The 23,709-nt window shown below is 72.9% G+C and carries 17 protein-coding genes; 14 read left to right on the top strand and 3 right to left on the bottom strand.

Annotated features, from left to right (window positions below; translation table 11 throughout):
* Positions 1 to 88: 88 nt before the first annotated feature.
* From ACFW22_RS25690 to moeZ, 3 genes are all read left to right on the top strand, one after another.
* Entirely contained in the window at positions 89 to 1,060 is a 972-nt protein-coding gene (locus ACFW22_RS25690; RefSeq protein ID WP_384875040.1) for an NAD-dependent epimerase/dehydratase family protein, read from the top strand.
* The gene (locus ACFW22_RS25685) at positions 1,048 to 1,794 is read left to right on the top strand and encodes a spherulation-specific family 4 protein (RefSeq protein WP_386408782.1); all 747 of its coding nucleotides are present in this window, start codon (positions 1,048 to 1,050) and stop codon (positions 1,792 to 1,794) included. The genes ACFW22_RS25690 and ACFW22_RS25685 overlap by 13 nt, the downstream gene beginning before the upstream one ends.
* Before the next feature lie 63 nt (positions 1,795 to 1,857).
* Positions 1,858 to 3,036, top strand: coding sequence for an adenylyltransferase/sulfurtransferase MoeZ (moeZ, locus tag ACFW22_RS25680; RefSeq protein ID WP_386408780.1), 1,179 nt, complete (start codon positions 1,858 to 1,860; stop codon positions 3,034 to 3,036).
* A 135-nt stretch (positions 3,037 to 3,171) separates the two neighbouring features.
* Here the strand turns inward: moeZ and ACFW22_RS25675 are convergent, their stop codons facing one another.
* Entirely contained in the window at positions 3,172 to 4,746 is a 1,575-nt protein-coding gene (locus tag ACFW22_RS25675) for an alpha/beta hydrolase (RefSeq protein ID WP_386408777.1), read from the bottom strand.
* Positions 4,747 to 4,831: 85 nt separating this feature from the next.
* Positions 4,832 to 7,468 carry a lysylphosphatidylglycerol synthase domain-containing protein gene (locus ACFW22_RS25670; RefSeq protein ID WP_386408848.1) on the bottom strand — a complete coding sequence of 879 codons (2,637 nt, stop codon included), beginning with the start codon at positions 7,466 to 7,468 and terminating at the stop codon, positions 4,832 to 4,834.
* A 180-nt stretch (positions 7,469 to 7,648) separates the two neighbouring features.
* On the opposite strand from ACFW22_RS25670, the gene ACFW22_RS25665 reads away from it, so the two are divergent.
* The 7 genes from ACFW22_RS25665 (at position 7,649) to nudC (ending at position 19,455) form a co-directional block, all read left to right on the top strand.
* A complete protein-coding gene (locus ACFW22_RS25665) occupies positions 7,649 to 8,014 on the top strand; it encodes an MGMT family protein (RefSeq protein WP_386408775.1) in 366 nt (121 codons plus the stop codon).
* 203 nt (positions 8,015 to 8,217) lie between these two features.
* Complete coding sequence (locus ACFW22_RS25660; protein ID WP_386408773.1) at positions 8,218 to 11,598, top strand: ATP-dependent helicase; 3,381 nt, start codon at positions 8,218 to 8,220, stop codon at positions 11,596 to 11,598.
* A gap of 152 nt (positions 11,599 to 11,750) precedes the next feature.
* Positions 11,751 to 12,518 (top strand): hypothetical protein, encoded by a 768-nt coding sequence (locus ACFW22_RS25655; protein WP_386408771.1) that lies wholly within the window; start codon positions 11,751 to 11,753, stop codon positions 12,516 to 12,518.
* Positions 12,519 to 12,613: 95 nt separating this feature from the next.
* Complete coding sequence (locus tag ACFW22_RS25650; RefSeq protein WP_386408769.1) at positions 12,614 to 13,441, top strand: hypothetical protein; 828 nt, start codon at positions 12,614 to 12,616, stop codon at positions 13,439 to 13,441.
* 60 nt (positions 13,442 to 13,501) lie between these two features.
* Positions 13,502 to 17,053, top strand: coding sequence for an ATP-dependent helicase (locus ACFW22_RS25645; protein WP_386408767.1), 3,552 nt, complete (start codon positions 13,502 to 13,504; stop codon positions 17,051 to 17,053).
* A gap of 9 nt (positions 17,054 to 17,062) precedes the next feature.
* Positions 17,063 to 18,472, top strand: coding sequence for a dipeptidase (locus tag ACFW22_RS25640; RefSeq protein WP_386408765.1), 1,410 nt, complete (start codon positions 17,063 to 17,065; stop codon positions 18,470 to 18,472).
* A gap of 35 nt (positions 18,473 to 18,507) precedes the next feature.
* Entirely contained in the window at positions 18,508 to 19,455 is a 948-nt protein-coding gene (nudC, locus tag ACFW22_RS25635) for an NAD(+) diphosphatase (protein ID WP_386408763.1), read from the top strand.
* A 218-nt stretch (positions 19,456 to 19,673) separates the two neighbouring features.
* Here the strand turns inward: nudC and ACFW22_RS25630 are convergent, their stop codons facing one another.
* Positions 19,674 to 19,931, bottom strand: coding sequence for a mycoredoxin (locus tag ACFW22_RS25630; protein WP_384875067.1), 258 nt, complete (start codon positions 19,929 to 19,931; stop codon positions 19,674 to 19,676).
* Between the two features lie 146 nt (positions 19,932 to 20,077).
* On the opposite strand from ACFW22_RS25630, the gene ACFW22_RS25625 reads away from it, so the two are divergent.
* From ACFW22_RS25625 to ACFW22_RS25610, 4 genes are all read left to right on the top strand, one after another.
* A complete protein-coding gene (locus ACFW22_RS25625) occupies positions 20,078 to 22,258 on the top strand; it encodes an ATP-dependent DNA helicase UvrD2 (RefSeq protein WP_386408761.1) in 2,181 nt (726 codons plus the stop codon).
* A gap of 172 nt (positions 22,259 to 22,430) precedes the next feature.
* Positions 22,431 to 22,787, top strand: a complete 357-nt coding sequence (locus ACFW22_RS25620; protein ID WP_386408759.1) for a hypothetical protein — start codon at positions 22,431 to 22,433, stop codon at positions 22,785 to 22,787.
* 173 nt (positions 22,788 to 22,960) lie between these two features.
* A complete protein-coding gene (locus ACFW22_RS25615) occupies positions 22,961 to 23,332 on the top strand; it encodes a WhiB family transcriptional regulator (protein WP_386408757.1) in 372 nt (123 codons plus the stop codon).
* Complete coding sequence (locus tag ACFW22_RS25610; RefSeq protein ID WP_386408755.1) at positions 23,329 to 23,652, top strand: hypothetical protein; 324 nt, start codon at positions 23,329 to 23,331, stop codon at positions 23,650 to 23,652. The genes ACFW22_RS25615 and ACFW22_RS25610 overlap by 4 nt, the downstream gene beginning before the upstream one ends.
* The last annotated feature ends 57 nt before the right edge of the window (positions 23,653 to 23,709 follow it).

Genomic DNA, 23,709 nt, shown 5'->3' with positions numbered 1-23,709 from the left:
TCACCCTTCCCAACCACCCCGCAAGGAGATAGAAGACCATGACCCCCCAATCCCCCGCACCGGCCGGTCGGCACGTAGGGGCCGCACGATGAGGGTGCTACTGCTCGGAGCCAACGGCTTCATCGGCCGCTTCGTCGCCGACCGACTGCTCGCCGACCCGGCCGTCCACCTCACCGCGCTCGGCCGGGGCGATGACGCCGACGTGCGCTTCGACCTCGCCTCCGGCAGTCCCGGTGCGCTCACCCGCTTCCTCGACGCCGTCCACCCCGGGGTCGTCGTCAACTGCGCCGGAGCCACCCGCGGCGGCGCCCGCGAGTTGACCCGGCACAACACCGTCGCCGTCGCCACCGTCTGCGAGGCCCTGCGGCGCAGCGGTTGCGGCGCCCGGCTCGTGCAGGTCGGTTGTGCCTCGGAGTACGGGCCGAGCCAGCCCGGTTCCTCGACGGCCGAGGACGCGATCCCGCGTCCCGGCGGCCCGTACGGGGTGTCCAAGCTCGCCGCGACCGAACTCGTCCTGGGCTCCGGGCTCGACGCCGTCGTCCTGCGGGTCTTCTCCCCGGTGGGGCCGGGCACCCCCGCCGGTTCCCCGCTCGGCCGCCTCGCCGAGGCCATGCGCCGCGCGATGCAGGCCGGGGACGGTGAACTCAAGCTCAGCGGCCTGGGCGTGCAACGGGACTTCGTCGACGTGCGGGACGTGGCCCGGGCCGTCCACGCCGCCTCCCTCTCCGCCGCCCAGGGCGTGGTCAACATCGGCACCGGCCGGGCCGTGAAGCTCCGTGACGCCGCCGCGGTCCTCGCCCGGGTCGCCGGATACGCCGGCAACCTGCACGAGCTGGACGCCCCGCACGGCATTCCGCAGCGTCCGCTGATCGGAGCCCCCCGCACCGAGGGGACCATCGCCGACCAGCTGGCCGCCGCCCCGTACCCGTACCCCGACGGCTGCGGCCCCTGGCAGCAGGCCGACGTCCGCACCGCCCGCGACCGGCTCGGCTGGCGGCCCCGGATCAACCTGGAGGAGTCCCTCGCCGACATCTGGATGGAGGCGGCGTGTCGCATCTGACGGCGACCACCGCCACCGGAGCCGTCCAGGCCCTCGGCTTCGGCGTCCCGGGCTACGCCCATCCGCTGCTCGCCCCCGTCGAGTGGGCCGAACTGACCCGGCCCGGAACCCCGCTGCACTGGGTGGTGCTCAACGTGGCGGACGGCCCCGGGACCCGGCCGGACCCACACTGCCTGGAGGCGGCCGGGAAGCTGCGGAACGCCGGGGCCACGGTCCTCGGACACCTGGACCTGGCGCACGGCACCCGGCCCCTCGGGGAGCTGGTCTCGGACGCCCACCGCTTCTCCGACTGGTACAAGGTCGGCGGCTTCTACCTGGACCGGGCCCCCGCCGACCGTGCGGACCTGGCCGGGACGCGGCGGCTCGCCGCGACCCTGGAAGCCCTCCTGGACGGCGGGGCCCACCTCGTCCTCGGCCACGGGACCCATCCCCATCCGGGGTTCGCCGAGGTCGCCAACCAGTTGGTGACCTTCTCCGGCTCCTGGGCGGACTACCGCTGGTCACAGGTGGCGGAGTGGACCGCCGAATACACCGAGACGAAGTTCGTCCACCTCGTCCACGGGGTTCCGCGCACCCACCTGGAGGAGGCCCTGCGGATCGCCCGTTGGCAGGGGGCGGGGACGATCTTCTTCACGGACCGGACCGGTCGGTCGGGACAAAACGACCAATTCCACGCGCTGCCCGGCTACTGGGACGAAATCGTCTCGCAGATCGGACCGGGTGTCTCGGAATGAGAAGGGGCGTGGCAGTGTTACGGGAAGAACAACCGTACTGACATACCGACCACCGGAGTCCCCGTGTCGCTGCCACCCCTGGTCGAGCCGGCCGCCGAGCTCACCGTAGACGAGGTCCGCAGGTACTCCCGCCACCTGATCATCCCGGATGTCGGGATGGACGGGCAGAAGCGGCTGAAGAACGCCAAGGTGCTGTGCGTCGGCGCCGGCGGTCTCGGCTCCCCGGCGCTGATGTACCTGGCCGCCGCCGGCGTGGGCACGCTCGGCATCGTGGAGTTCGACGAGGTAGACGAGTCGAACCTCCAGCGTCAGATCATCCACAGCCAGTCCGACATCGGCCGCTCCAAGGCCGAGTCGGCGCGCGACAGCGTGCTCGGCATCAACCCGTACGTGAACGTGATCCTCCACGAGGAGCGGCTCGAAGCCGACAACGTGATGGAGATCTTCGGCCAGTACGACCTGATCGTCGACGGCACGGACAACTTCGCCACCCGCTACCTGGTGAACGACGCCTGCGTGCTGCTCAACAAGCCGTACGTCTGGGGCTCGATCTACCGCTTCGACGGCCAGGCCTCCGTCTTCTGGTCCGAGTACGGCCCCTGCTACCGCTGCCTCTACCCGGAGCCCCCGCCGCCGGGCATGGTCCCGTCCTGCGCCGAGGGCGGCGTCCTCGGCGTGCTCTGCGCCTCCATCGGCTCCATCCAGGTCACCGAGGCCATCAAGGTCCTGGCCGGCGTGGGCGACCCGCTGGTCGGCCGCCTGATGATCTACGACGCCCTGGAGATGCAGTACCGCCAGGTCAAGGTCCGCAAGGACCCCAACTGCGCGGTCTGCGGCGAGAACCCCACCGTCACCGAGCTCATCGACTACGAGGCCTTCTGCGGCGTCGTGTCCGAAGAGGCCCAGGAGGCGGCGCTCGGATCGACGATCACTCCCAAGCAGCTCAAGGAGTGGATCGACGAGGGCGAGAGCATCGACATCATCGACGTCCGCGAGCCGAACGAGTACGAGATCGTCTCGATCCCCGGCGCCCGGCTGATCCCGAAGAACGAGTTCCTGATGGGCAACGCCCTCCAGGACCTTCCGCAGGACAAGCGGATCGTCTTGCACTGCAAGACGGGTGTCCGCAGTGCGGAAGTGCTCGCGGTGCTCAAGTCCGCGGGCTTCTCGGACGCGGTCCACGTCGGCGGCGGCGTCATCGGCTGGGTCAACCAGATCGAGCCCGAGAAGCCGGTCTACTAGGAGACGCACGGAAGGCCCCGCCCCGCCGGGCGGCGGCCGGCCCGGTTCCCCGCACGCTCCGCCCCGCCGCCCCCTCCGGGCCGGCGGGGCGGAGCCGTGTCCGGCCGGGGAGCACCGGGCCTCCTCCGGGCCGCTTCACTTGCAGACCGTGCCGGACGCCGGGGCCTTCCCCTCCAACAGATAGGTGTCGACGGCCTTCTTCACGCACGCGCTGCCCCCGTTGTAGGCGCCGTGGCCCTCGCCCTCGTACGTCAGCTCCACGCCGACGCCCTCGCCGAGCGCGTTCACCATCGCCCGCGCCCCCTCGTACGGCGTGGCCGGGTCCCCGGTGTTGCCGACGACCAGGATCGGCGCCGAGCCGGCCGCCGAGACGTCCGGGTGCTCCCAGGCCCCGGGCACCGGCCACTGCGAGCAGCTCGCCAGCGACCAGCCCATGAAGTCACCGAAGACCGGGGAGGCCTCGCGGAACTGGGGCAGCCGCTCCTTCGCCTGCCCGAGGGTGTAGCGCTCCTTGAAGTCCACGCAGTTGATGGCCGCGTTCGCCGCCTGGATGTTGCTGTAGGAGCCGTCCTCGCCGCGCCCGTTCATCGCGTCGGACAGCGACAGGAGCAGCGCCCCGTCGCCGCCGTCGGCCGCGTCCAGACCCTGCTCCAGATACGGCCAGAACTCCTTCGAGTACAGGGCCTGCGCGATGCCGTTGGTGGCCTGCGTCTGGGTGAGCTTGCGGTTGCCGATGCCGGGGATCGGCTCCTCGTCCAGGGCCGCGAGCAGGTCGTTGATGCCCGCCTCCACCTCGGCCACGGTGCTGCCGGGCAGGGCGCACTCGTCACCGCGGTCCACGCAGTCCCGGGCGAAGTTGTCGAGCGCCAGCTGGAAGCCCTTCGCCTGGCCGAGGGCCCCCTCCTCGACGCCCGCGTCCGGGTCGACGACCGCGTCGAAGACGGCCCGGCCCACGTTCTTCGGGAACAGGTGGGCGTAGACGCCGCCGAGTTCGGTGCCGTACGAGATGCCGAAGTAGGAGAGCTTCTCGTCGCCGAGCACCTGGCGCATCAGGTCCATGTCGCGGGCTGCGTTCTCGGTGCCCACGTGCGGAAGCGCCGCGCCCGCGTCCCGCTCGCAGCCCTCCGCGTACCGCTTCTGGGCGTCCGAGAGCGTTCGCTCCTCCGCGAGGTCATCGGGGGTGAAGTCCAGGGCGTAGTAGGCGTCGAGCTCCTTGTCGGTGGCGCATTCGACGGGGTCGCTCCGGCCCACCCCGCGCGGATCGAAGGAGACCAGGTCGTAGCGGCTGCGCAGGGTCTCGTAGTCGGCGGCGAAACCGGGCAGGGCGGTGATCCCGGAGCCACCGGGCCCGCCGAAGTTGAACACGAGCGAGCCGATCCGCCGGGAGGCGTCACGGGCCCTGGCCCGGATGAGGGCGAGCTCGATGGTCTCGCCCTCCGGCACCGACCAGTCCAGGGGCGCCTGCAGGAAGGAGCACTCCCAGGCCGTGTTCCCGGGCAGCGGGGACGGGGCGGGCCCGCCGCCCTCGGCCGCCGACGGCGGAGGACAGGGGGCCCATGCCAGCTTCTGCGAGGTCAGCGAGGACAGCCCGGTCGTGCCGGTCGGCGCCACCGGGTCCGCCGCGTCGTCGTCCCCGTCCGAGCACCCGGCGGCGAGCAGCACGGTGATGGCGGTCAGCAGGGCGGCGCGCTGGGCGGTGGAGATCGGCATAGGCCCATCGTGGGCCGCCGCCCCCGCCCCCGCGCGGGACGGAGGGCCAAGTGGGTGGGGCCCCCGCGCCGCTCGCCACGGCTCCCTACAGTGCTTCGCGCTTCGTCAGCCAGTTGAAGCAGAGCCAACCCGGCAGCACCGGGAGCCACAGGGTGAGCAGGCGGTAGAGGAGGACCGCCGGGGTCGCGACCTCCAGCGGCAGGCCCACCGCCACCAGACCGACGGTGAGCGCGCCCTCGACCGCGCCGACGCCGCCCGGTGTCGGCGCGGCCGAACCGAGCGCGTTGCCGGCGAGGAAGACGACGGCGACGCTCGCGTAGCTGATCGTCTGGTCGCCGTGTCCGAAGGCCCGGATCGACGCGTCCAGACAGAGGACGAACGTACCGGTGAGGAGCAGCATCCCGCCGATGCCCGTCACCAGCTTCAACGGCCGCTGGAGCACGTCCAGCATGCGCGGCACCACACCGGCGAAGAGCGAGCGCAGCCGCGTCGACACGAACTTGCGCATGAAGGGGATCGCCGTCACCACCAGGACGAGGACCGCGACCGTCAGCAGACCCGCGATCACCGTCCTCGACGGGGTGAAGGACTGCGACTTCTCGGTGCCCGTCAGATAGCCGAAGGCCAGCAGGAGCAGGATGTGCGCCCCGAGCCCGAAGAGCTGGGAGGCGCCGACGCTCGCCACCGCGAGCCCGGGCCGTACGCCCGCGCGCTGGAGGAAGCGGGTGTTCAGGGCGACACCGCCGACCGCCGCCGGGGCGACGATCTTCACGAACGAGCCGGCGACCTGCGCCACCACCGTCCGCCAGAACCCGACCCGCTCGGGCACGAAACCGAGCAGGCTCATCGCCGCCGCCACGTAGCTGAGGGCCGAGAACAGCACCGCCGCCGCCACCCACCGCCAGTCCGCCTGGCTGATCGTCGACAGCGGAGTGCTGGCGATCTGGGAGAGGAGGAAGTACGCGGCGACGGCGCCCGCGATCAGACTGATCAGGGTCCGTGGTTTGATCCGCTCCAGCCGCACCGGTTCCACCGGGGCCTGCGGACGGATCAGCAGCACCTGCTGTCGGATCTGTGCGAGCAGGTCTTCCTCGCGGGCCTCGTCGAGGGCCTCGTCGAGGGCACGCTTCTCGGCCTTCTTGTCCGCCTTCTTCTCGGCCTTGGTCTCCGCCCGCACGGCCTTCTGGTCCGCCGCGACCCCGGCCTTGGCGAGCTCCCGCTCGCGCCTGGCCGCCTGGGAGGCCGCGAGCGCGGCCTCCCGCTCCCGGGCGGACCGCTCCCGGGCCAGCTTCCGCAGCGTCGCCCGGGTGGAGCGGCTCAGGGCGATCGGCTGGAGCAGCGGCAGACAGTCGGCGACCGCGTCCGGGCCGAGCACCTCGACGGCCGTCGCGACCGCCCGCTCCGCCCCGACCCGTAGGCCGAGGGTGGTGAGCAGTTGGGCGATGTCCATCCGCAGGATCAGGTCACCGGCCGCGATCTCACCGCCGCGCAGATCGGTGAGGATCACCTTGCCGGAACGATCCACCAGGATCGAGTCCCCGGTGAGGCGGCGGTGCGCGATCCGGCGCGACTGCAGCGCCCGCACCTGCCACCAGGCGCTGAGGGCCAGCTCGTCGGTGATCTCGTGGTCGTCGAGCGCGTCCAGGCTCCTGCCGCCGATGTGTTCGTACACGAGCATCACGGCGTCCGGGCCGAGCTCCGAGGTGGCGATCAGCTTCGGAGCGTTCGCCCCGGCGGCGATCGCCGCGTACGCGAGGAGCGCCTCCTGCTCCAGGGCCTGGCGCAGCGAGACGATGGAGCGGCGGGTGGTGATCGTCCGCAGGGTGATCCGCCGCCACACCCGGTAGAAGAAGCCGTGCGCCTGCTGTTCCCGGTCGACGACGGTGACGTCGAGCGGCGGTCCGTCCTCCAGGGTGACGATGTACCGGCGCCCCCGGTCCCCGCTGTCCGCGGAGTCCGGAACGCCCTCGGCGCGCAGCGCGGTCACCGGCCGGAAGCCGACCCGTCGCAGACCGGCGAGGAGGGTCTGGCCGGTCGGGCGGACGTTCGGCGAGCCGACCGCGTACAGCGTGCCGTACGCCACCGTCCAACCGATCAGCACGGTCAGGGCGATCGAGAGGGCGGTGGTGTAGCCGGCCACCAACATGGTGAACGCGTCGAGCAGCAGCACCACCCAGAGCGACACCCGCCAGCGCGGCCTCCGGGCCATGCCGACCGCCGTCATGTATGCGATCACCGGGGCGAGGTAGTTGTGCACCGGGTCGGTGAGCCCGCCGCCGGACTGCGGCTGGGTCAGCGCGTCCCGGACCGTGCCGGGCGCGGCCTGCGCGACCCACAGGTCGGTGGCGAGGGTGACGCCGTGCGCCAGGACGGCGGCGAGGACGCCGTCCGCGATGCGCAGCCCGTCGCGCTTGATCAGCCGCTCCACGGCGAAGGCGACCGGCACGAGCAGCACGGCGATGGAGGAGACGAGACCGGCGATCTTGACGAAGACGTCGGGCGCGCCGACCGCGCCCTTGTTGATGTCCTCCTCCAGGCCGGAGGTCGTCCCGTGGGCGAACGCGGCGACGGCGATGACGAGCCCGATCGCGAGCAGGCCGACGAGCAGCCGCATCAGGTCCGAGGGCCGGTGGACGCGGGCGGCGAGCAGCGGCTCGTCGCCGGAGACGTGCTCGGGCACCTCGGCCCTGCCCCCCTCGGGGGGCTGCGTGTCCTGGCCCATCACCGTGTCCGTCTCCACATGCGTGCTCTGTCGATCTCGTTCGGGTGCGCGCGTTCGCTCGTGCACGCGTTCTCGTGCGTGTCGCTCTTGATCTCGTCTCACCAGTCACCGCCCGGACGATGGTGGCACGAAGAGACCCCCTGGGGAGGCATCAGGGCCATGTCGGTGGGGTGAGGCAGGATGGGACGGATGAGTATGGAGGAACCCGTGGGGGAGACCGGAGAACTGCCCGAGTACGCGGAGCGGGTGCTCGACGTCGCCGACGGGATCCCGCCCGGCCGCGTGATGACCTACGGCGACGTGGCGGAGTGGTTGGAGGAGGGCGGACCGCGCCAAGTCGGCCGGGTGATGGCCCTGTACGGCGGGGCGGCCCCCTGGTGGCGCGTGGTCCGCGCCGACGGCACCCTGCTGCCCGGCCACGAGCTGCGGGCTCTCGACCACTACCGCGCGGAGGGCACCCCGCTGCGCACCGCGGGCGCGACGGCCGAGGGGCACCTGCCGAGGATCGACATGCGCCGGGCCCGTTGGGACGGAACTCACACCTGAGCGTTCCGACCGGGGAGGCACGGGCCGGACGACGGGACCGCGGGGGTGGAAGCGGTCCCGAGTACGGCTCGTCGACGGCCCGCTTCGCGTAACGTCGACGTCCGCGACTCGCGCGGCGGCCCCCCGGCCGGCTCCCGAGGCGGCGGCCACGACACACGGCCGCCTCACCCGCACGACCACACCCACCAGGACCGGCGATCCACGTGAGCTCCTCCTCCACCACCCGGCGTACGCCGCCACATCAGGCTCCGCCGTACCCGGGTCCGGGACGGCAGCGGACCCCGGGCGCGTACCGACTGGTGCACACCGCGCCGGCCCCGCTGGATCCCCCTCAGCTGGACGCAGTACAGCGACGGGTGGTTGACCACGCCGGCGGACCCCTCCTCGTCCTCGCCGGCCCCGGCACCGGCAAGACGACGACCCTGGTCGAGGCGGTCGCGGCCCGCATGGAGGGCGGCATCGACCCCGAGCGGCTCCTCGTCCTCACCTTCAGCCGCAAGGCCGCCGTCGAACTCCGCGACCGCATGGCCACCCGGCTCGGGGGCCGTCGCCCGCCACAGGCGACGACCTTCCACTCCTACTGCTACGCCCTAATCCGGGCCCACCAGGACGCCGAGCTCTTCGCCGAACCGCTCCGGCTGCTCTCCGGACCCGAGCAGGACCTCGCCGTCCGCGAACTGCTCGCCGGCCAGATCGACCTGGAGAAGGCGGGGCTCGGCCGCGTCGGCTGGCCCGACGAACTGCGGGCCTGCCTCACCACCCGGGGCTTCGCCGACGAAGTGCGTGCCGTCCTCGCGCGCTCCCGCGAACTGGGCCTCGGACCGGACGCACTGGCCCGCTTCGCGGACCGGGTCGGCCGTCCCGACTGGAAGGCGGCGGCCGGCTTCCTCGCCGAATACCTGGACGTCCTCGACCTCCAGGGCGTCCTCGACTACACGGAGCTCGTCCACCGGGCCGTGCCGATCGCGGCCGACGCCCGGCTCCCCGCCTACGACGCGATCTACGTCGACGAGTACCAGGACACCGACCCGGCGCAGGTCCGGCTCCTGCACGCGCTCGCGGCCGGCGGACGCGGCACGGTCGTCGCCTTCGGCGACCCCGATCAGTCCATCTACGCCTTCCGCGGCGCCGACGTGAACGGCATCCTCGACTTCCCCGCCGCCTTCGGAGGCGCGGACATCCGGGTCCTGCGCAGCTCCCGACGCTCGGGGGCCGCCCTGCTCGGGGCCACGCGCCGGCTCGCCCAGCGGATGCCGATGCCCCGGCTCCCCGCCGACCGGGTCCGCGCGCACCGCGAGCTCACGGCGGTGCGGGACGGCGGCCGGGTCGAGGCGTACACCTACCCGACCGCTTCGGCAGAGGCGGAGAACATCGCCGACCTGTTGCGCCGCGCCCACCTGGAGGACGGCGTCCCCTGGCAGGACATGGCGGTCCTCACCCGTGCCGCCTCCGCCCTGCCGTCCCTCCGCCGCGCCCTCACCTCGGCCGGCGTCCCGGTGGAGACGGACGCGGCGGACACCCCGCTCCGCCAGGAGCCGGCGGTGGCCCCCCTCCTCCTGGCGCTCCGGGCGGTGTCCCACGACGCCGGGACCGTGGACCCGCGCCCCGCCGAGGACGAGCGGGGCGAGCGGGAGGAGCGGGAGGAGCGGGGCGAGCGGGAGGAGCGGGAGGAGCGGGGTTCCGCCGACGTCCGACCGGACCGGCCCGCCGACTGGCTCCCCGTCGAGACCGCGCTCGAACTCCTCGCCTCCCCCCTCGCCGGAGTGGACCCCGCCGACCTCCGCCGCCTCGGTCGGGCCCTCCGGGACGAGGAGCGGGCGGCCGGGACCAAGGTCCCGCCCCCCTCCGACGTCCTCCTCGCCCGTGCCCTCGCCGAGCCCGAGCGTCTCGTCGCGCACGACCCCGCCTACGCCCGCGGCGCACAGCGCCTCGGCGACCTGCTGAGGGAAGCCCGTGCGCTGCTCGCCGCCGGAGGCACCGCCGAAGAGGCCCTGTGGCTGCTCTGGAAGGGCACCCCCTGGCCCGGGCGACTGGAGCGCGCCGCCCTCCGCGGCGGCCCCGCCGGACGCAATGCCGACCGCGACCTCGACGCCGTGTGCGCCCTCTTCGAGACCGCGGCCCGCGCCGAGGAACGGGTCGGCGGCCGGGGCGTCCTCAACTTCCTCGAAGAGCTCGACGCCCAGGACATCGCCGCCGACACCCTGACCCGCCGGCACGCCCGCCCCGATGCCGTCCGCCTGATGACCGCCCACCGCTCCAAGGGCCTGGAGTGGGGCTTCGTCGTCGTCGCCGCCGTCCAGGAGGGCCTCTGGCCGGACCTGCGCCGCCGCGGCTCGCTCCTCGAAGCCGACCGCATCGGCCGCGACGGCCTCGCCGAACCCCTCAACCCCGGTGCGCTCCTCGCAGAAGAGCGCAGGCTCTTCTACGTCGCCGCCACCCGCGCCCGCGACCGTCTCGTCGTCACCGCGGTGAAGGCCGCCGCCGAGGACGGGGACCAACCGTCCCGCTTCCTGACCGAGCTCGGCGCCGAGCCCAAGGACGTTCCCGGCCGTCCCCGCCGCCCCCTCGCCGTCTCCGCCCTGGTCGCCGAGCTCCGTGCCACCACCGTCGACCCGGACGCCTCCCCGGCACTGCGGGAGGCCGCCGCCGACCGGCTCGCCCGGCTCGCCCTGCTCGGCGACGACGAGGGGCAGCCGCTGGTGCCTGCCGCGCACCCGGACCGCTGGTGGGGCCTGGCCGAGCCGACGCACAGCACGGCGCCGCTGCGCGAGCGCGACCGGCCCGTGGCGCTGTCCCCGAGCTCCCTGGACAACCTGGTCAGCACCTGCTCGCTCCAGTGGTTCCTGGGTCGCGAGGTCAAGGCCGCGGCCCCGGCCACCGCCGCCCAGGGCTTCGGCAACGTCGTCCACGTCCTCGCCGACGAGGTGGCCTCCGGGCGGACCCCCGCCGACCTCGACGTCCTGATGGCCCGACTGGACTCCGTCTGGGACGCGCTCGCCTTCGACGCGCCCTGGAAGTCGACGCAGGAGAAGCAGCACGCGCGCGTGGCGCTCGAACGCTTCCTGCACTGGCACGTCACGGACCGCGGCGGTCGCACCCCCGCCGCCTCCGAGCACGACTTCGACGTGACCCTGGAGGCAGGGGAGTACGAGGTCCGCATCCGCGGCTCCATGGACCGCGTCGAGACCGACGAGCAGGGGCGTGCGTACGTCGTCGACTTCAAGACCGGCAAGTCGGCGCCGACCCGGGACGAGGTCGCCCACCACCCGCAGCTCGCCGTCTACCAGCTCGCGGTGCGGGAGGGCGCCCTCGACGGGGTCTTCGGCGGCGACCGTCCGGAGCCCGGCGGCGCCGAGCTCGTACAGCTGAGACAGGCCGCCCCGAAGAAGGAGGGCGGCGACGCCCTGCCGAAGGTGCAGGCCCAGGAGCCCCTGACGGGGGAGTGGGTCGGCGAGCTGCTCGCCACCGCCGCGGGCCGGGTCCTCGACGAGCGCTTCACCCCGAACACCGGCCAGCACTGCACGACCTGCGCCTTCCGGGCCGCGTGCAGCGCCCGGCCGGAAGGCCGCCAGGTCGTCGACTGAACACCCGTCCGGGAAGTGTGGCGAGGGTCACGTTTACCGGCGTGCATCCTTTGTTTCGGCTCGCTCGTCAATCTCTTCACGACACCGGATAAAGGCGTCGTGAAGAGAAGCTGTGAGAACCGTCCGGATGGGCGGCCGTGAGGAGTGCACGCATGAGGGCCAACAAGAAGCTCTGGGCAGCGGTGACGGTCTGTGCGGCGGTGGTCGCCGGCGCCACGGGCTGTTCCCAGGGCGGCGACAAGGCCACCGACCCCTTCGCGGGGCTCACCGCCGACGCCATCGCCGACAAGGCGGTCGAGACCACCAAGGCGTCCACCGCCCTGCACATGAGCGGCAAGGGCAAGACCGACGGCCAGGAGATGAGCATCGACTTCGCCGTCGACGACAAGGGCAACTGCAAGGGCTCGATGCAGTCCCCCGGGGGCGGCAAGGCCGACATCGTCGGCACCGGCGGCGCCAGCTACATGAAGGCCGACGACGCCTTCTGGAAGTCGAACGACGGCGGGGACGAGTCCTCGGACGAGGAGGGCGCCGGCATCGCCGCTCTGCTCAACGGCCGTTGGATGAAGATGACGGACGAGGGCGGTGCGGGGGAGGACGACCCCGCCGCGTTCTGCGACCTGAAGAAGATCATCACGGACATGGACAAGGACACGCCGCGCAAGGGACTGACCCGCGACGCCGACGCCGACGTCAACGGCACCCCGGCCGTCGTGCTCAGCAAGAAGGACAAGGGCGAGAGCACCACCTTCTACGTGGCCAAGGACTCCGCCAAGCCGTACATCCTCCGCGTCGTGACGACCGGTGGCGACGAGCCGGGCACGATCGACCTGAGCGACTTCGACAAGCCGGTCACCGTCTCCGCCCCGCCGGCCGACCAGGTCGTGGACCTGGAGGAGCTCATGAAGGGCATGTCCTGACCCACCGGACCGGTCCCGAAGCGCAGGAGTAGCGGGTGCGCGCGCGGGGAGCGACGCTGGTGGGACCGCCGGGGGCATCGGCGAGGAGGCCCGCAATGACGTCCCAGTCCCACCACAAGCTCCGCGCGGCGGCCGTCGTCTGCGCGGCCGTCGTCGTCGCGGGGCCCGTGCCGATGACGGCCCGGGCGGCGACCGCCGCTCCGACCCCCGTGTCGTCCGGCGTCGTGGCACCCGCCCCCGCGCCGTCCCCCGACCCCTTCGAGGACCTCACCGCCGACCAGATCGCCGACCGGGCCGTCACCGCCACCCGGTCGGCCGCCTCCCTCCGCATCACCGGCCGGATCGTCAGTGACGGGCAGCCCCTCGCCGTCGACTTCGCCGTCGACGACAGCGGGGAGTGCACCGGTCTGATGAAGGTCGAGGACGGCACCGCCGAGCTGCGCCGGGTGGACCGCGTCACCTACCTGAAGGGCGACGAGGCCTTCTGGCGGGCCTCCATGACCTCGCAGGGGCTGCCGGAGGCACAGATCACGGCCACCCTCGAACTGATCAAGGGACGCTGGCTGAAGATCGCGCCCGGGCAGGCCGGCAGCGAGGACCTCGGCAGCATCTGCGACCTCAAGGCACTGCTCGCCGACCTCGACGGGGACGGGGCGGAACGCCGGGGACTGACCCGCGGCCCGGACGGCGAGGTCGCGGGGACGCCCGTCGCGACCCTGGTGAAGAAGAAGACCGACGGTGAGACGACCACCGTGTCCGTCGCCCAGCAGGGCGAGCCGTACGTCCTGAAGATGGTCAGGGAGGGCGGCGACGAACCCGGAACCGTGCTGCTCTCCGACTACGACGAACCCGTCGAGGTGAGCGCCCCACCGGCCGACGAGACCGTGGACCTCTCGAAGCTGGCCCCGGGCACGGCCGCGTGAAGCGGTGCCCCGGGACCGCACGGGGCCGGAGTGTCGGTCGACCCCGCTAGCCTCTTCCGGGTGACCGCACGCATCACCGACCCCGAGCAGCTCAAGGAGCTCCTCGGCATTCCCTTCACCCCGGAGCAGACGGCCTGCATCACCGCGCCGCTCGCCCCGCAGGTCGTCGTGGCCGGGGCGGGATCCGGCAAGACCACGGTGATGGCCGCCCGGGTGGTCTGGCTGGTCGGTACGGGGCAGGTGGCCCCCGAGCAGGTCCTCGGCCTCACCTTCACCAACAAGGCGGCCGGCGAACTCGCCGAGCGCGTCCGCACCGCCCTCGTCCGCGCCGGCGTCACCGACCCGGACCCCCTCGACCCCGACGACCCGCCCGGCGAGCCCCGGATCTCCACCTACCACGCCTTCGCCGGACAGCTCCTCACCGACCACGGCTTGCGCATCGGCCTCGAACCCAGCACCCGGCTGCTCGCCGACGCCACCCGCTACCAGCTGGCCGCACGGGTGCTCCGGGAGTCCCCCGGCCCGTACCCGGCGCTCACCCGCTCCTTCCCGACCCTGATCACCGACCTGCTCGCCCTCGACGCCGAGCTCGCCGAGCACCTCGTGCCCCCCGAGCGGCTCGACGCGCACGACTCCCGGCTCCTCGCCGCCCTCGCCGACGTCCGGCTCAGCAACGCCGAACTGCGCAAGGTCCCGGAGGCCGCCGCCGCCCGCCGCGAGCTGCTCGACCTGGTCGTCCGCTACCGGGCCGCCAAGCGCTCCCGCGACCTGCTCGACTTCGGCGACCAGATCGCCCGCTCCGCCGAGCTCGCCACCACCCGGCCCGAGGTCGGTGCCCTCCTCCGCGCCGAGTTCAAGGTCGTCCTCCTCGACGAGTACCAGGACACCTCCGTCGCCCAGCGGCTGCTGCTCTCCGGCCTCTTCGGCGGGGGCCCGTCCGGCCGCAGCACCGGCCACGCCGTGACCGCCGTCGGCGACCCCTGCCAGGCCATCTACGGCTGGCGCGGTGCCTCCGTGGCCAACCTGGACGACTTCCCGGAGCACTTCCCGCACCAGGACGGGACCCCGGCGAGCCGCTACTCCCTCTCCGAGAACCGGCGCAGCGGCGGACGCCTCCTCGACCTCGCCAACGGACTGGCCGCCCCCCTGCGCGCCCTGCACACGGGCGTGGAGGCGCTGCGGCCCGCGCCCGGCGCCGAGCGCGACGGCACCGTGCGGATCGCGCTCCTCCCCACCCACGCCGAGGAGATCGACTGGCTCGCCGACTCCCTCGCCCACCTCGTGCGAACCGGTCGCGAGCCCGGCGAGATCGCCGTCCTGTGCCGTACCGCCACCGACTTCCCCGCCCTCCACGCCGCTCTGGTCGCCCGGGACGTCCCCGTCGAAGTCGTCGGCCTGTCCGGCCTCCTCCACCTGCCTGAGATCGCCGACCTGGTGTCCGTCTGCGAGGTCCTCCAGGACCCGGGGGCCAACGCGTCGCTGGTCCGGCTCCTCGCCGGCCCCCGCTGGCGCATCGGCCCCCGCGACCTCGCCCTCCTCGGCCGCCGTGCCCGCCTCCTCGTCCACCGGGCGGGGGAGGAGCCGGACCCCGAGCAGCGGCTCGCCGCCGCCGTCGAGGGCGTCGACCCGGCCGAGGTCGTCTCCCTCGCCGACGCGCTCGACACCTTCCTCGACTCCGGCGGCGCTCCGGACGACGGCCTGCCCTTCTCCACGGAGGCCCGGGTCCGCTTCGCGCGCCTCGCCGCCGAGCTGCGCGCCCTGCGCACCTCGCTCGCCGACCCCCTCATGGACGTCCTGCACCGCGTCCTCTCCACCACCGGCCTGGAGGTCGAACTCTCCGCCTCCCCCCATGCACTGGCGGCCCGCCGCCGCGAGACCCTCGGCCACTTCCTCGACATCGCCGCCGGATTCGCCTCCCTCGACGGCGAGGCCAGCCTGCTGGCCTTCCTCGGCTTCCTGCGCACGGCCGTCCAGTTCGAGAAGGGCCTCGACAACGCCCTGCCGGGCGGCGAGAACACCGTCAAGGTCCTCACCGCCCACAAGTCCAAGGGCCTCGAATGGGACGTCGTCGCGGTCCCCGGCCTGGTGGCCGGCCAGTTCCCCAGCACCCGGGCCCGCGAGTCCTGGACCTCGCAGCCGCAGGTGCTCCCGCACTCCCTGCGCGGCGACGCGACCACCCTGCCGGAGATCGACACCTGGGACGCCAAGTCCCTCACGGCCTTCAAGAACGAGATGCGGGACCACCAGCACACCGAGGAGCTCCGCCTCGGCTACGTCACCTTCACCCGTCCCCGTTCCCTGTTGCTCGGCTCCGCCCACTGGTGGGGCCCGGCGCAGAAGAAGCCCCGGGGTCCCTCCGACTTCCTCCACGCCCTCCACGACCACTGCGCGGCCGGCCACGGCGACATCGAGGCCTGGGCCCCCGAACCCGAACCGGGCGCGGAGAACCCGGCCCTCGAAGAGGGAGAGCGGGACCGGGCCTGGCCGCTCCCGCTGGACCCCCGGTCGTACCGGCACCGCAGGGCGGCGGCCGACCTCGTCCGCCAGCGGATGGCCGAGGCCGTCCCGCACCCGGGCGCATCCCGGGACGGGAGTCCGAGCACGGACGGCCCCGCCCTTCCGGAGCGGACGGACGACCACCCGGACCCCGCCCCCGAGGACCTCTGGTTCGACGGGAGCGGGGAGGAACCCTCCTGGGACGGGGAGGAACCCTCCTGGGACGAGGAGGCCCTCCCCGAAGACACCCACGCGGACGCGGTCCCGGCCCCCCGCGCGGAGCCGGCGCCCCCCGCCTCCGCCGATGCGGTCCACGCCTCCCCGGGCGCCCCTGCGGATGCGGCCCCCACCCCCGTCGACGCTCCCGCGGACGCGGTCCCGGCCCCCCGCGCGGAGGCACTCCTCAGCCCCGAGGAGGCCAGGACCGTCGCCTCCTGGGACCGCGACCTCGCCGCCCTCACCACCGAGCTCCGCCGCACCCGTGCGACCACCCGGGACGTCCTGCTGCCCGCGTACCTCTCCGCCTCGCAGGTGCTGCGGCTCGCGGCCGACCCCGACGGCTTCGCCCGGGAGCTGGCCCGCCCCATGCCGAAGCCGCCCCAGCCCGCGGCCCGTCGGGGCACCCGCTTCCACGCGTGGGTGGAGTCCCGCTTCGACGAGCTCCCGCTGCCGTTCCTCGGCCCGGACGAGCTGCCGGGCGGCGAGGACTTCGCGGGCGAGCCGGAGATCCTCGACGAGCGGGACCTCGACGAGCTGAAGGAGGCCTTCGCCCGGACCCCGTACGCCCACCGCACCCCGTACCGCGTCGAGGTCCCCGTCCACCTCTCCCTCGCGGGTCGGGTCGTCCGGGGCCGGATCGACGCCGTCTACCGGGACCCGGACTCCGGGGCGTACGAGATCGTCGACTGGAAGACCAGTCGGGACCGCAGCGCGGACCCCCTCCAGCTGGCGATCTACCGGCTCGCCTGGGCCGAGCAACACGGTCTCGCACCGGAGGACGTGACCGCCGCCTTCGTGTACGTCCGAACGGGTGAGGTCGCCCGCCCCGCCCGCCTGCCCGGCCGTGCCGAGCTGGAGGCCCTCCTCCTGGGCGGGGCACCCCCGGACGCCGGATAGGCTCGGGGCATGAGCGAGACCCTGGACAGCGCCGTCCGCACGTACATAGAGCAGCACCGTGCCGCCTTCCTCGACGACCTGGCCGAATGGCTGCGCATCCCCTCCGTGTCGGCGCAGCCGGACCGGGCCGGGGACGTACGGCGCAGTGCCGACTGGCTCGCCGCCAAGCTCACGGAGACCGGTTTCACCACCGTCGAGGTCTGGGAGACCGACGGCGCCCCCGCGGTCTTCGCCGAGTGGCCGGCGGAGGACCCGGACGCCCCGACCGTCCTCGTCTACGGGCACCACGACGTCCAGCCCGCGGCCCGTGAGGACGGCTGGCACACGGACCCGTTCGAGCCGACCGTGGTCGACGGCCGGATGTACGCGCGCGGTGCCGCGGACGACAAGGGGCAGGTGTTCTTCCACACCCTCGGCGTCCGTGCCCACCTCGCCGCGACCGGCCGCACCGCGCCCGCCGTGAACCTCAAGCTGATCGTCGAGGGCGAGGAGGAGTCCGGCTCCCCGCACTTCCGCACCCTGGTCGAGGCCCACGCGGCGCGCCTCGCGGCCGATGTCGTCCTCGTCTCCGACACCGGCATGTGGTCCGAGACCACCCCGACCGTCTGCACCGGCATGCGCGGGGTCGCCGACTGCGAGATCGAGCTGTACGGCCCCGACCAGGACATCCACTCCGGCTCCTTCGGCGGCGCCGTGCCGAACCCGGCCACCGTCGCCGGCCGGATCGTCGCCGCCCTCCACGACGAGCACGAGCACGTGGCGATCCCCGGTTTCTACGACGGCGTGACGGAACTCACCGACGACGAGCGGGCCCTCGTCGCCGAGCTGCCCTTCGACGAGGCGTCCTGGCTGCGCACGGCCAAGTCCCACGGCACCCTCGGCGAGGCCGGCTTCTCCACCCTGGAGCGGGTCTGGGCCCGGCCCACCGCAGAGGTCAACGGCATCGGCGGCGGTTACCAGGGGCCCGGGGGCAAGACGATCGTCCCCGCCTCGGCCCGGATCAAGCTCTCGTTCCGGCTCGTCGCGGGGCAGGATCCGGACAAGATCGAGCTTGCCGTGCGGCACTGGCTGGCCGCGCTCGTCCCGGCCGGCATCCGCCACGAGGTCGTCTTCGGCGCCCCGACCCGCCCCTGCCTCACCCCCCTCGACCACCCCGCCCTCAAGGCGGTGGCCGGGGCCATGAGCCGGGCCTTCGACGGGGCCAAGGTCCGCTACACCCGCGAGGGCGGCTCCGGACCCGCCGCCGACCTCCAGGACGTGCTCCGGGCGCCCGTCCTGTTCCTCGGCATCTCCGTCCCGTCCGACGGCTGGCACGCCCCCAACGAGAAGATCGAACTCGATCTGCTCATGAAGGGCGTCGAGACGACCGCACACCTGTGGGGCGACCTGCCCGCCGCCCTCCACACCGACGCGCGCTGAACCCACACACCGATCCGGGGGAGTTGGAAGCACCTGTGAGCACCTTGAAGAACGCGCCGGCGGACCGCCCGATCTCGCTCACCGCCCCGAGCGGCATCGACCGCGCCGCCCACCACCGCCTGGACGAGGCGTGGCTGGCCGCTGCCTGGAGTCACCCGACGACCCGGGTCTTCGTGGTCTCCGGGGGGCAGGTGCTGATCGACGACCGGCCGGACGGCACCACCGAGCTGGTCATGACCCCGGCGTTCGAAGCCCCGGTCACCGAGACCCACCGTTACTTCCTGGGCACGGACGCCGACGGCGTCTCCTACTTCGCGCTCCAGAAGGACTCCCTGCCCGGCCGCATGGACCAGTCGGCCCGGCCCGCGGGGCTGCGCGAGGCGGGCCTGCTGCTCTCCGACCGCGACGCGGGCCTCATGGTCCACGCGGTCGCCCTGGAGAACTGGCAGCGCCTCCACCGCTTCTGCTCGCGCTGCGGAGAGCGCACGGTCGTCGCGGCGGCCGGCCACATCCGCCGCTGCCAGGCGTGCGGTGCCGAGCACTACCCGCGCACCGACCCGGCCGTGATCATGTTGGTCACGGACGACCAGGACCGGGCGTTGCTGGGCCGCCAGGTGCACTGGCCGGAGGGGCGCTTCTCGACGCTGGCCGGCTTCGTCGAGCCGGGGGAGTCCATCGAGGCGTCGGTGGTCCGTGAGGTCTTCGAGGAGGCCGGCGTCACGGTCGGCGAGGTCGAGTACATCGCCAGTCAGCCCTGGCCGTTCCCCTCCAGCCTGATGCTGGGCTTCTTCGCCCGCGCCACCTCCTCGGAGATCGACGTGGACGGCGAGGAGATCCACGAGGCCCGTTGGTTCTCCCGCGAGGAGCTGGCCGCGGCCTTCGAGTCCGGCGAGGTCCTGCCGCCGTACGGCATCTCGATCGCCTCCCGGCTGATCGAGCGCTGGTACGGCAAGCCCCTTCCGAGACCGGGCGACGTGATCTGAGCCACGGGCTTCCCCGACCGGGGCCGTGGGACGGGGCGCACCGGGACACGGGCGGTCCCGGGGCGGCGGGGGAGACCTCGGCGCCCGGGCGGTCTCCGCGCGCAGTCCCGGCGGGCGCGCGGCCACCAGGTCGGAGAGGCCCCGACCCCGTTCGCCGGCCGGAACGCGCGGAGCCCCCGATCGGCCGGACCGATCGGGGGCTCCGCGGAACGACGGGCTCAGACGCCGAGCGCCTGCTTCACCTGGGCCAGGCTCGGGTTGGTCATGACGACCTCGGAGCCGCCGCCGGTGGGGAACACCTGGACGGTGGGCACCGTCTGGTTCCCGCCGTTGGCCTTCTCGACGAACGCCGCCGAGTCGGGGTCCTGTTCGATGTTGATCTCCGTGTACGCGATGCCCTCGCGGTCCATCTGACTCTTCAGTCGACGGCAGTAGCCGCACCACGTGGTGCTGTACATCGTCACAGTGCCCTGCATGACCAGGTGCTCCTCTTGTTCGCGGACGGGTGCCGAGGAGAAGAACGTACGCTCCCTCCGCACCATTCCCGACGCCGGTATGACCGGCGTCTCCCGCCTGTGGACGAGCCGCCGCACCTGCCGCGCCGACCTGGCAGCATGGCGGGGTGACAGCAGCAACGCACTCCACTCTCTTCCCACGGGTCCCGGAGACGGCCGACGCGGTGCTCGACGGGCTCGACCCCGAGCAGCGTGAGGTCGCCCTCGCCCTGAGCGGGCCGGTGTGTGTCCTCGCGGGAGCCGGCACGGGCAAGACGCGGGCCCTCACCCACCGCATCGCATACGGAGTGCGGGCGGGCGTCCTCCAACCCGCCAGCGTGTTGGCCGTCACCTTCACCAACCGTGCCGCGGGCGAGATGCGCGGACGGCTCCGACAACTCGGTGCGGGGGGCGTCCAGGCCCGCACGTTCCATGCCGCGGCCCTCCGCCAGCTCCAATTCTTCTGGCCGAAAGCAGTCGGTGGTGAGCTGCCCCGGCTTCTGGACCGGAAGATCCAGTTGGTCGCCGATGCCGGAGCCCGCTGTCGGATTCGGCTCGATCGCAATGAGCTCAGGGATGTGACCGGTGAAATCGAGTGGGCCAAGGTCACCCAGACCGTCCCCGCCGACTACCCGGCCGCCGTGGCCAAGTCGGTCAGGGAAGCTCCGCGTGACCCTGCAGAGATTGGCCAGATCTATGCGATGTACGAGCAGCTGAAGCGCGACCGCTCGGTGATCGACTTCGAGGACGTGCTGCTGCTCACGGTCGGCATCCTCCAGGACCGGCACGACATCGCCGACCAGATCCGGCGCCAGTACCAACACTTCGTGGTCGACGAGTACCAGGACGTCTCCCCGCTCCAGCAGCGGCTGCTCGACCTGTGGCTGGGCGACCGCGACAACCTCTGCGTGGTCGGCGACGCCAGTCAGACCATCTACTCCTTCACCGGCGCCACCCCCGACCACCTGCTGAACTTCCGCACCCGCCATCCGGACGCCACGGTCGTCAAGCTGGTGCGCGACTACCGTTCCACCCCGCAGGTCGTCCACCTGGCCAACGGGCTGCTCAGCCAGGCCCGTGGTCGGGCCGCCGAACACCGCCTGGAGCTGGTCTCCCAACGCGACCCGGGCCCCGAGCCGGTCTACACGGAGTACGCCGACGAGCCCTCCGAGGCCGAGGGCACCGCCCGGCGCATCCGCGACCTCATCGCCGCCGGCGTCCCGGCCGGAGAGATCGCCGTCCTCTACCGGATCAACGCCCAGTCCGAGGTCTACGAGCAGGCCCTCGCCGACGCCGGCGTGCCCTACCAGCTCCGCGGCGCCGAGCGCTTCTTCGAGCGCCAGGAGGTGCGGGAGGCGGGTATCGCCCTGCGCGGAGCGGCGCGCGCCGGGGGCAACGACCGCCTCCTCGACGACGCCGAGGACCTGCCCGCGCAAGTCAGGGCCGTCCTCTCCACCAAGGGCTGGACCACCACGCCGCCCGCCGGCTCGGGAGCGGTCCGGGACCGTTGGGAATCGCTCGCCGCGCTCGTCCGCCTGGCCGAGGACTTCGCCCGCGCCAAGCCCGCGGCCGGCCTCTCCGACCTGGTGGCCGAGCTCGACGAACGGGCCGCCGCGCAGCACGCCCCGACCGTCCAGGGCGTCACCCTCGCCTCGTTGCACGCGGCCAAGGGCCTCGAATGGGACGCGGTCTTCCTGGTCGGCCTCACCGAAGGCATGCTGCCGATCGCGTACGCCAAGACCGACGAGCAGGTCGAGGAGGAGCGGCGCCTGCTGTACGTGGGCGTCACCCGAGCCCGGGTCCACCTGACGCTCTCCTGGGCGCTCTCCCGCTCCCCGGGCGGCCGGGCCAACCGGGGCCCCAGCCGCTTCCTCAAGGGGCTGAGGCCCGGCTCCGGCACGCTCGGCGCCGGCGCCTTCGGGACCCGCTCCGGTTCCGTCGAGCGGGGCTCCGGCCCCGTCCGGCGCAGGCCGCGCGGTCCCGTTCTCTGTCGGGTCTGCGGCGTGACCCTCACCCAGGCGGGCGCGATGAAGCTGATGCGCTGCGAGGACTGCCCTTCGGACATGGACGAGGCCCTGTACGAGCGCCTTCGCGACTGGCGCTCCGAGCAGGCCAGGGAACTCGGCCAGCCCCCGTACTGCGTGTTCACCGACAAGACCCTCATGGCGATCGCCGAGCGGGTTCCCACCACTGACGGGGAGCTCTCCTCGATCGCCGGCGTCGGCGTGCGCAAGCTGAACCGCTTCGGTGTCGAGGTCCTGGCCATCTGTGCAGGTGGGAGTGGTGGTGAGGGGGAGGGCGAGAGGTGAGAAAAAATCGTCGGAAAAATAGTTTGCGCCCGCCCCGTCAAGCCCCATAGGTTCTTAACCACGGAAACGGAGGCTTCTTCGAAGCCCCGTCTTCGTGTTGTACTTGTCCAAATAAACATGAGGGTCCGGCTCGCACCCGAGCCCTCCGAGACGCCGAGAGGAGGCGATTCCAGTGATCAGCTACACCAACCAGACCAGCAGCACCAGCACCGTCAGCTTCGTCAGCACGGCCAAAATGACCGATCGCTCGGTCGTCTCCGCCTGTTCGCTCGGCCTCTCCGCCTCGGCGTTCATTGGTACCGGTCTGCCCGTCGCCGGCCTTCCCGTCACCGGTCTCTCCGGTCTCGGCACGGCCGCCGTGGCCCGGCGCAATGAGCGACCGACCAAGGCACTGGAAGCAGGAGCAGCAAGCAAGGCCAAGGCCTATGACTTTGCGGCGACCGGTGCCGGAACCCAGCTGCTGACGACGATGCACGACCACACGATGTGGGCCTTCCGTGGGCTCGAACCCTGGAGTGATCCAGTCTGATCCAGGATCAGACCGGCGCCTTCAGGGCCGCGGAACCCCACCCGGGATCCGCGGCCCTTCTGTTTGTCCCCGAACGGGGACGACGCCACGAAGGAGCCTCGGGAAAGACACCACCCGGTACCAGCCGCCACCCCGGCCAACAGGCCGGAACGACCAGACGAGGAAACACCACCGTGCAACTCGAAGCGCACGCCCCGTCCGTACCGCCTTCCGAATCGATCCCCCTGCCCGGCCGCTCCACGGAGGACCCCGCTTTGACCCCCCTCACTGCGCTCACCGCGCTCGACGACGCCATCGAGAACCTCGGCGTCCCCGTCCCCTGTCGCGCCTACGACCCCGAGGTCTTCTTCGCGGAGTCCCCGGCCGACGTCGAGTACGCGAAGTCCCTCTGTCGGACCTGCCCGCTCATGGCCGCCTGTCTGGCCGGTGCCCAGGAGCGGCGCGAGCCCTGGGGCGTCTGGGGCGGAGAGCTCTTCGTCCAGGGCGTGGTCGTTGCCCGCAAGCGGCCCCGTGGTCGTCCGCGCAAGAACCCGGTTGCGGCATGAACGCCCTCGGAACCATTGACCGCCCCCTCACGCACGATCCCCAGAAGCAGGCCCCGATGACCTCTTCCACCAGTGAGCCCGCAGGCTCCGCTACCCCAGTCTTCCCCTCCTCCATCGCGCACCTCGCGCGTCAGAACAGGACCCGTGAAATGCAACTCATCCCAGAAGCCCTGGCCCGTGCCCATATGCACGAGCGCCATCGCGAGGCCGAAGCGGAACGCCAGGCCGTGCGCCTGGTCGCCGCCCGGCGCATGCAGCGGCGTGCCGAGCGCGTCTCGCTGCGCGCCCGCCGCGCGCTCGCCATGGCCGTCATGCACTGAGCATCGTCGTGATGCCGCGGCGGGGGCGGGACCAACCGCCCGGGCCCCCGCGGAGCG

This window comes from Streptomyces sp. NPDC058872 (assembly GCF_042743065.1).
Classification (GTDB): Bacteria; Actinomycetota; Actinomycetes; order Streptomycetales; family Streptomycetaceae; genus Streptomyces.
The sequence above is the reverse complement of the archived record's forward strand: the minus strand, read 5'-3'. Positions and strand labels throughout refer to the sequence as shown.

Excerpts from the sequence above, each read along its gene's own strand:
- ACFW22_RS25675 (WP_386408777.1), bottom strand. The coding sequence starts at position 4,746 with ATGCCGATCTCCACCGCCCAGCGCGCCGCCCTGCTGACCGCCATCACC.
- ACFW22_RS25610 (WP_386408755.1), top strand. The coding sequence starts at position 23,329 with ATGAACGCCCTCGGAACCATTGACCGCCCCCTCACGCACGATCCCCAG.
- ACFW22_RS25655 (WP_386408771.1), top strand. The coding sequence starts at position 11,751 with ATGAGGGCCAACAAGAAGCTCTGGGCAGCGGTGACGGTCTGTGCGGCG.
- ACFW22_RS25670 (WP_386408848.1), bottom strand. The coding sequence starts at position 7,468 with ATGGGCCAGGACACGCAGCCCCCCGAGGGGGGCAGGGCCGAGGTGCCC.
- ACFW22_RS25650 (WP_386408769.1), top strand. The coding sequence starts at position 12,614 with ATGACGTCCCAGTCCCACCACAAGCTCCGCGCGGCGGCCGTCGTCTGC.
- ACFW22_RS25640 (WP_386408765.1), top strand. The coding sequence starts at position 17,063 with ATGAGCGAGACCCTGGACAGCGCCGTCCGCACGTACATAGAGCAGCAC.
- ACFW22_RS25690 (WP_384875040.1), top strand. The coding sequence starts at position 89 with ATGAGGGTGCTACTGCTCGGAGCCAACGGCTTCATCGGCCGCTTCGTC.
- ACFW22_RS25630 (WP_384875067.1), bottom strand. The coding sequence starts at position 19,931 with ATGCAGGGCACTGTGACGATGTACAGCACCACGTGGTGCGGCTACTGC.
- ACFW22_RS25665 (WP_386408775.1), top strand. The coding sequence starts at position 7,649 with ATGGGACGGATGAGTATGGAGGAACCCGTGGGGGAGACCGGAGAACTG.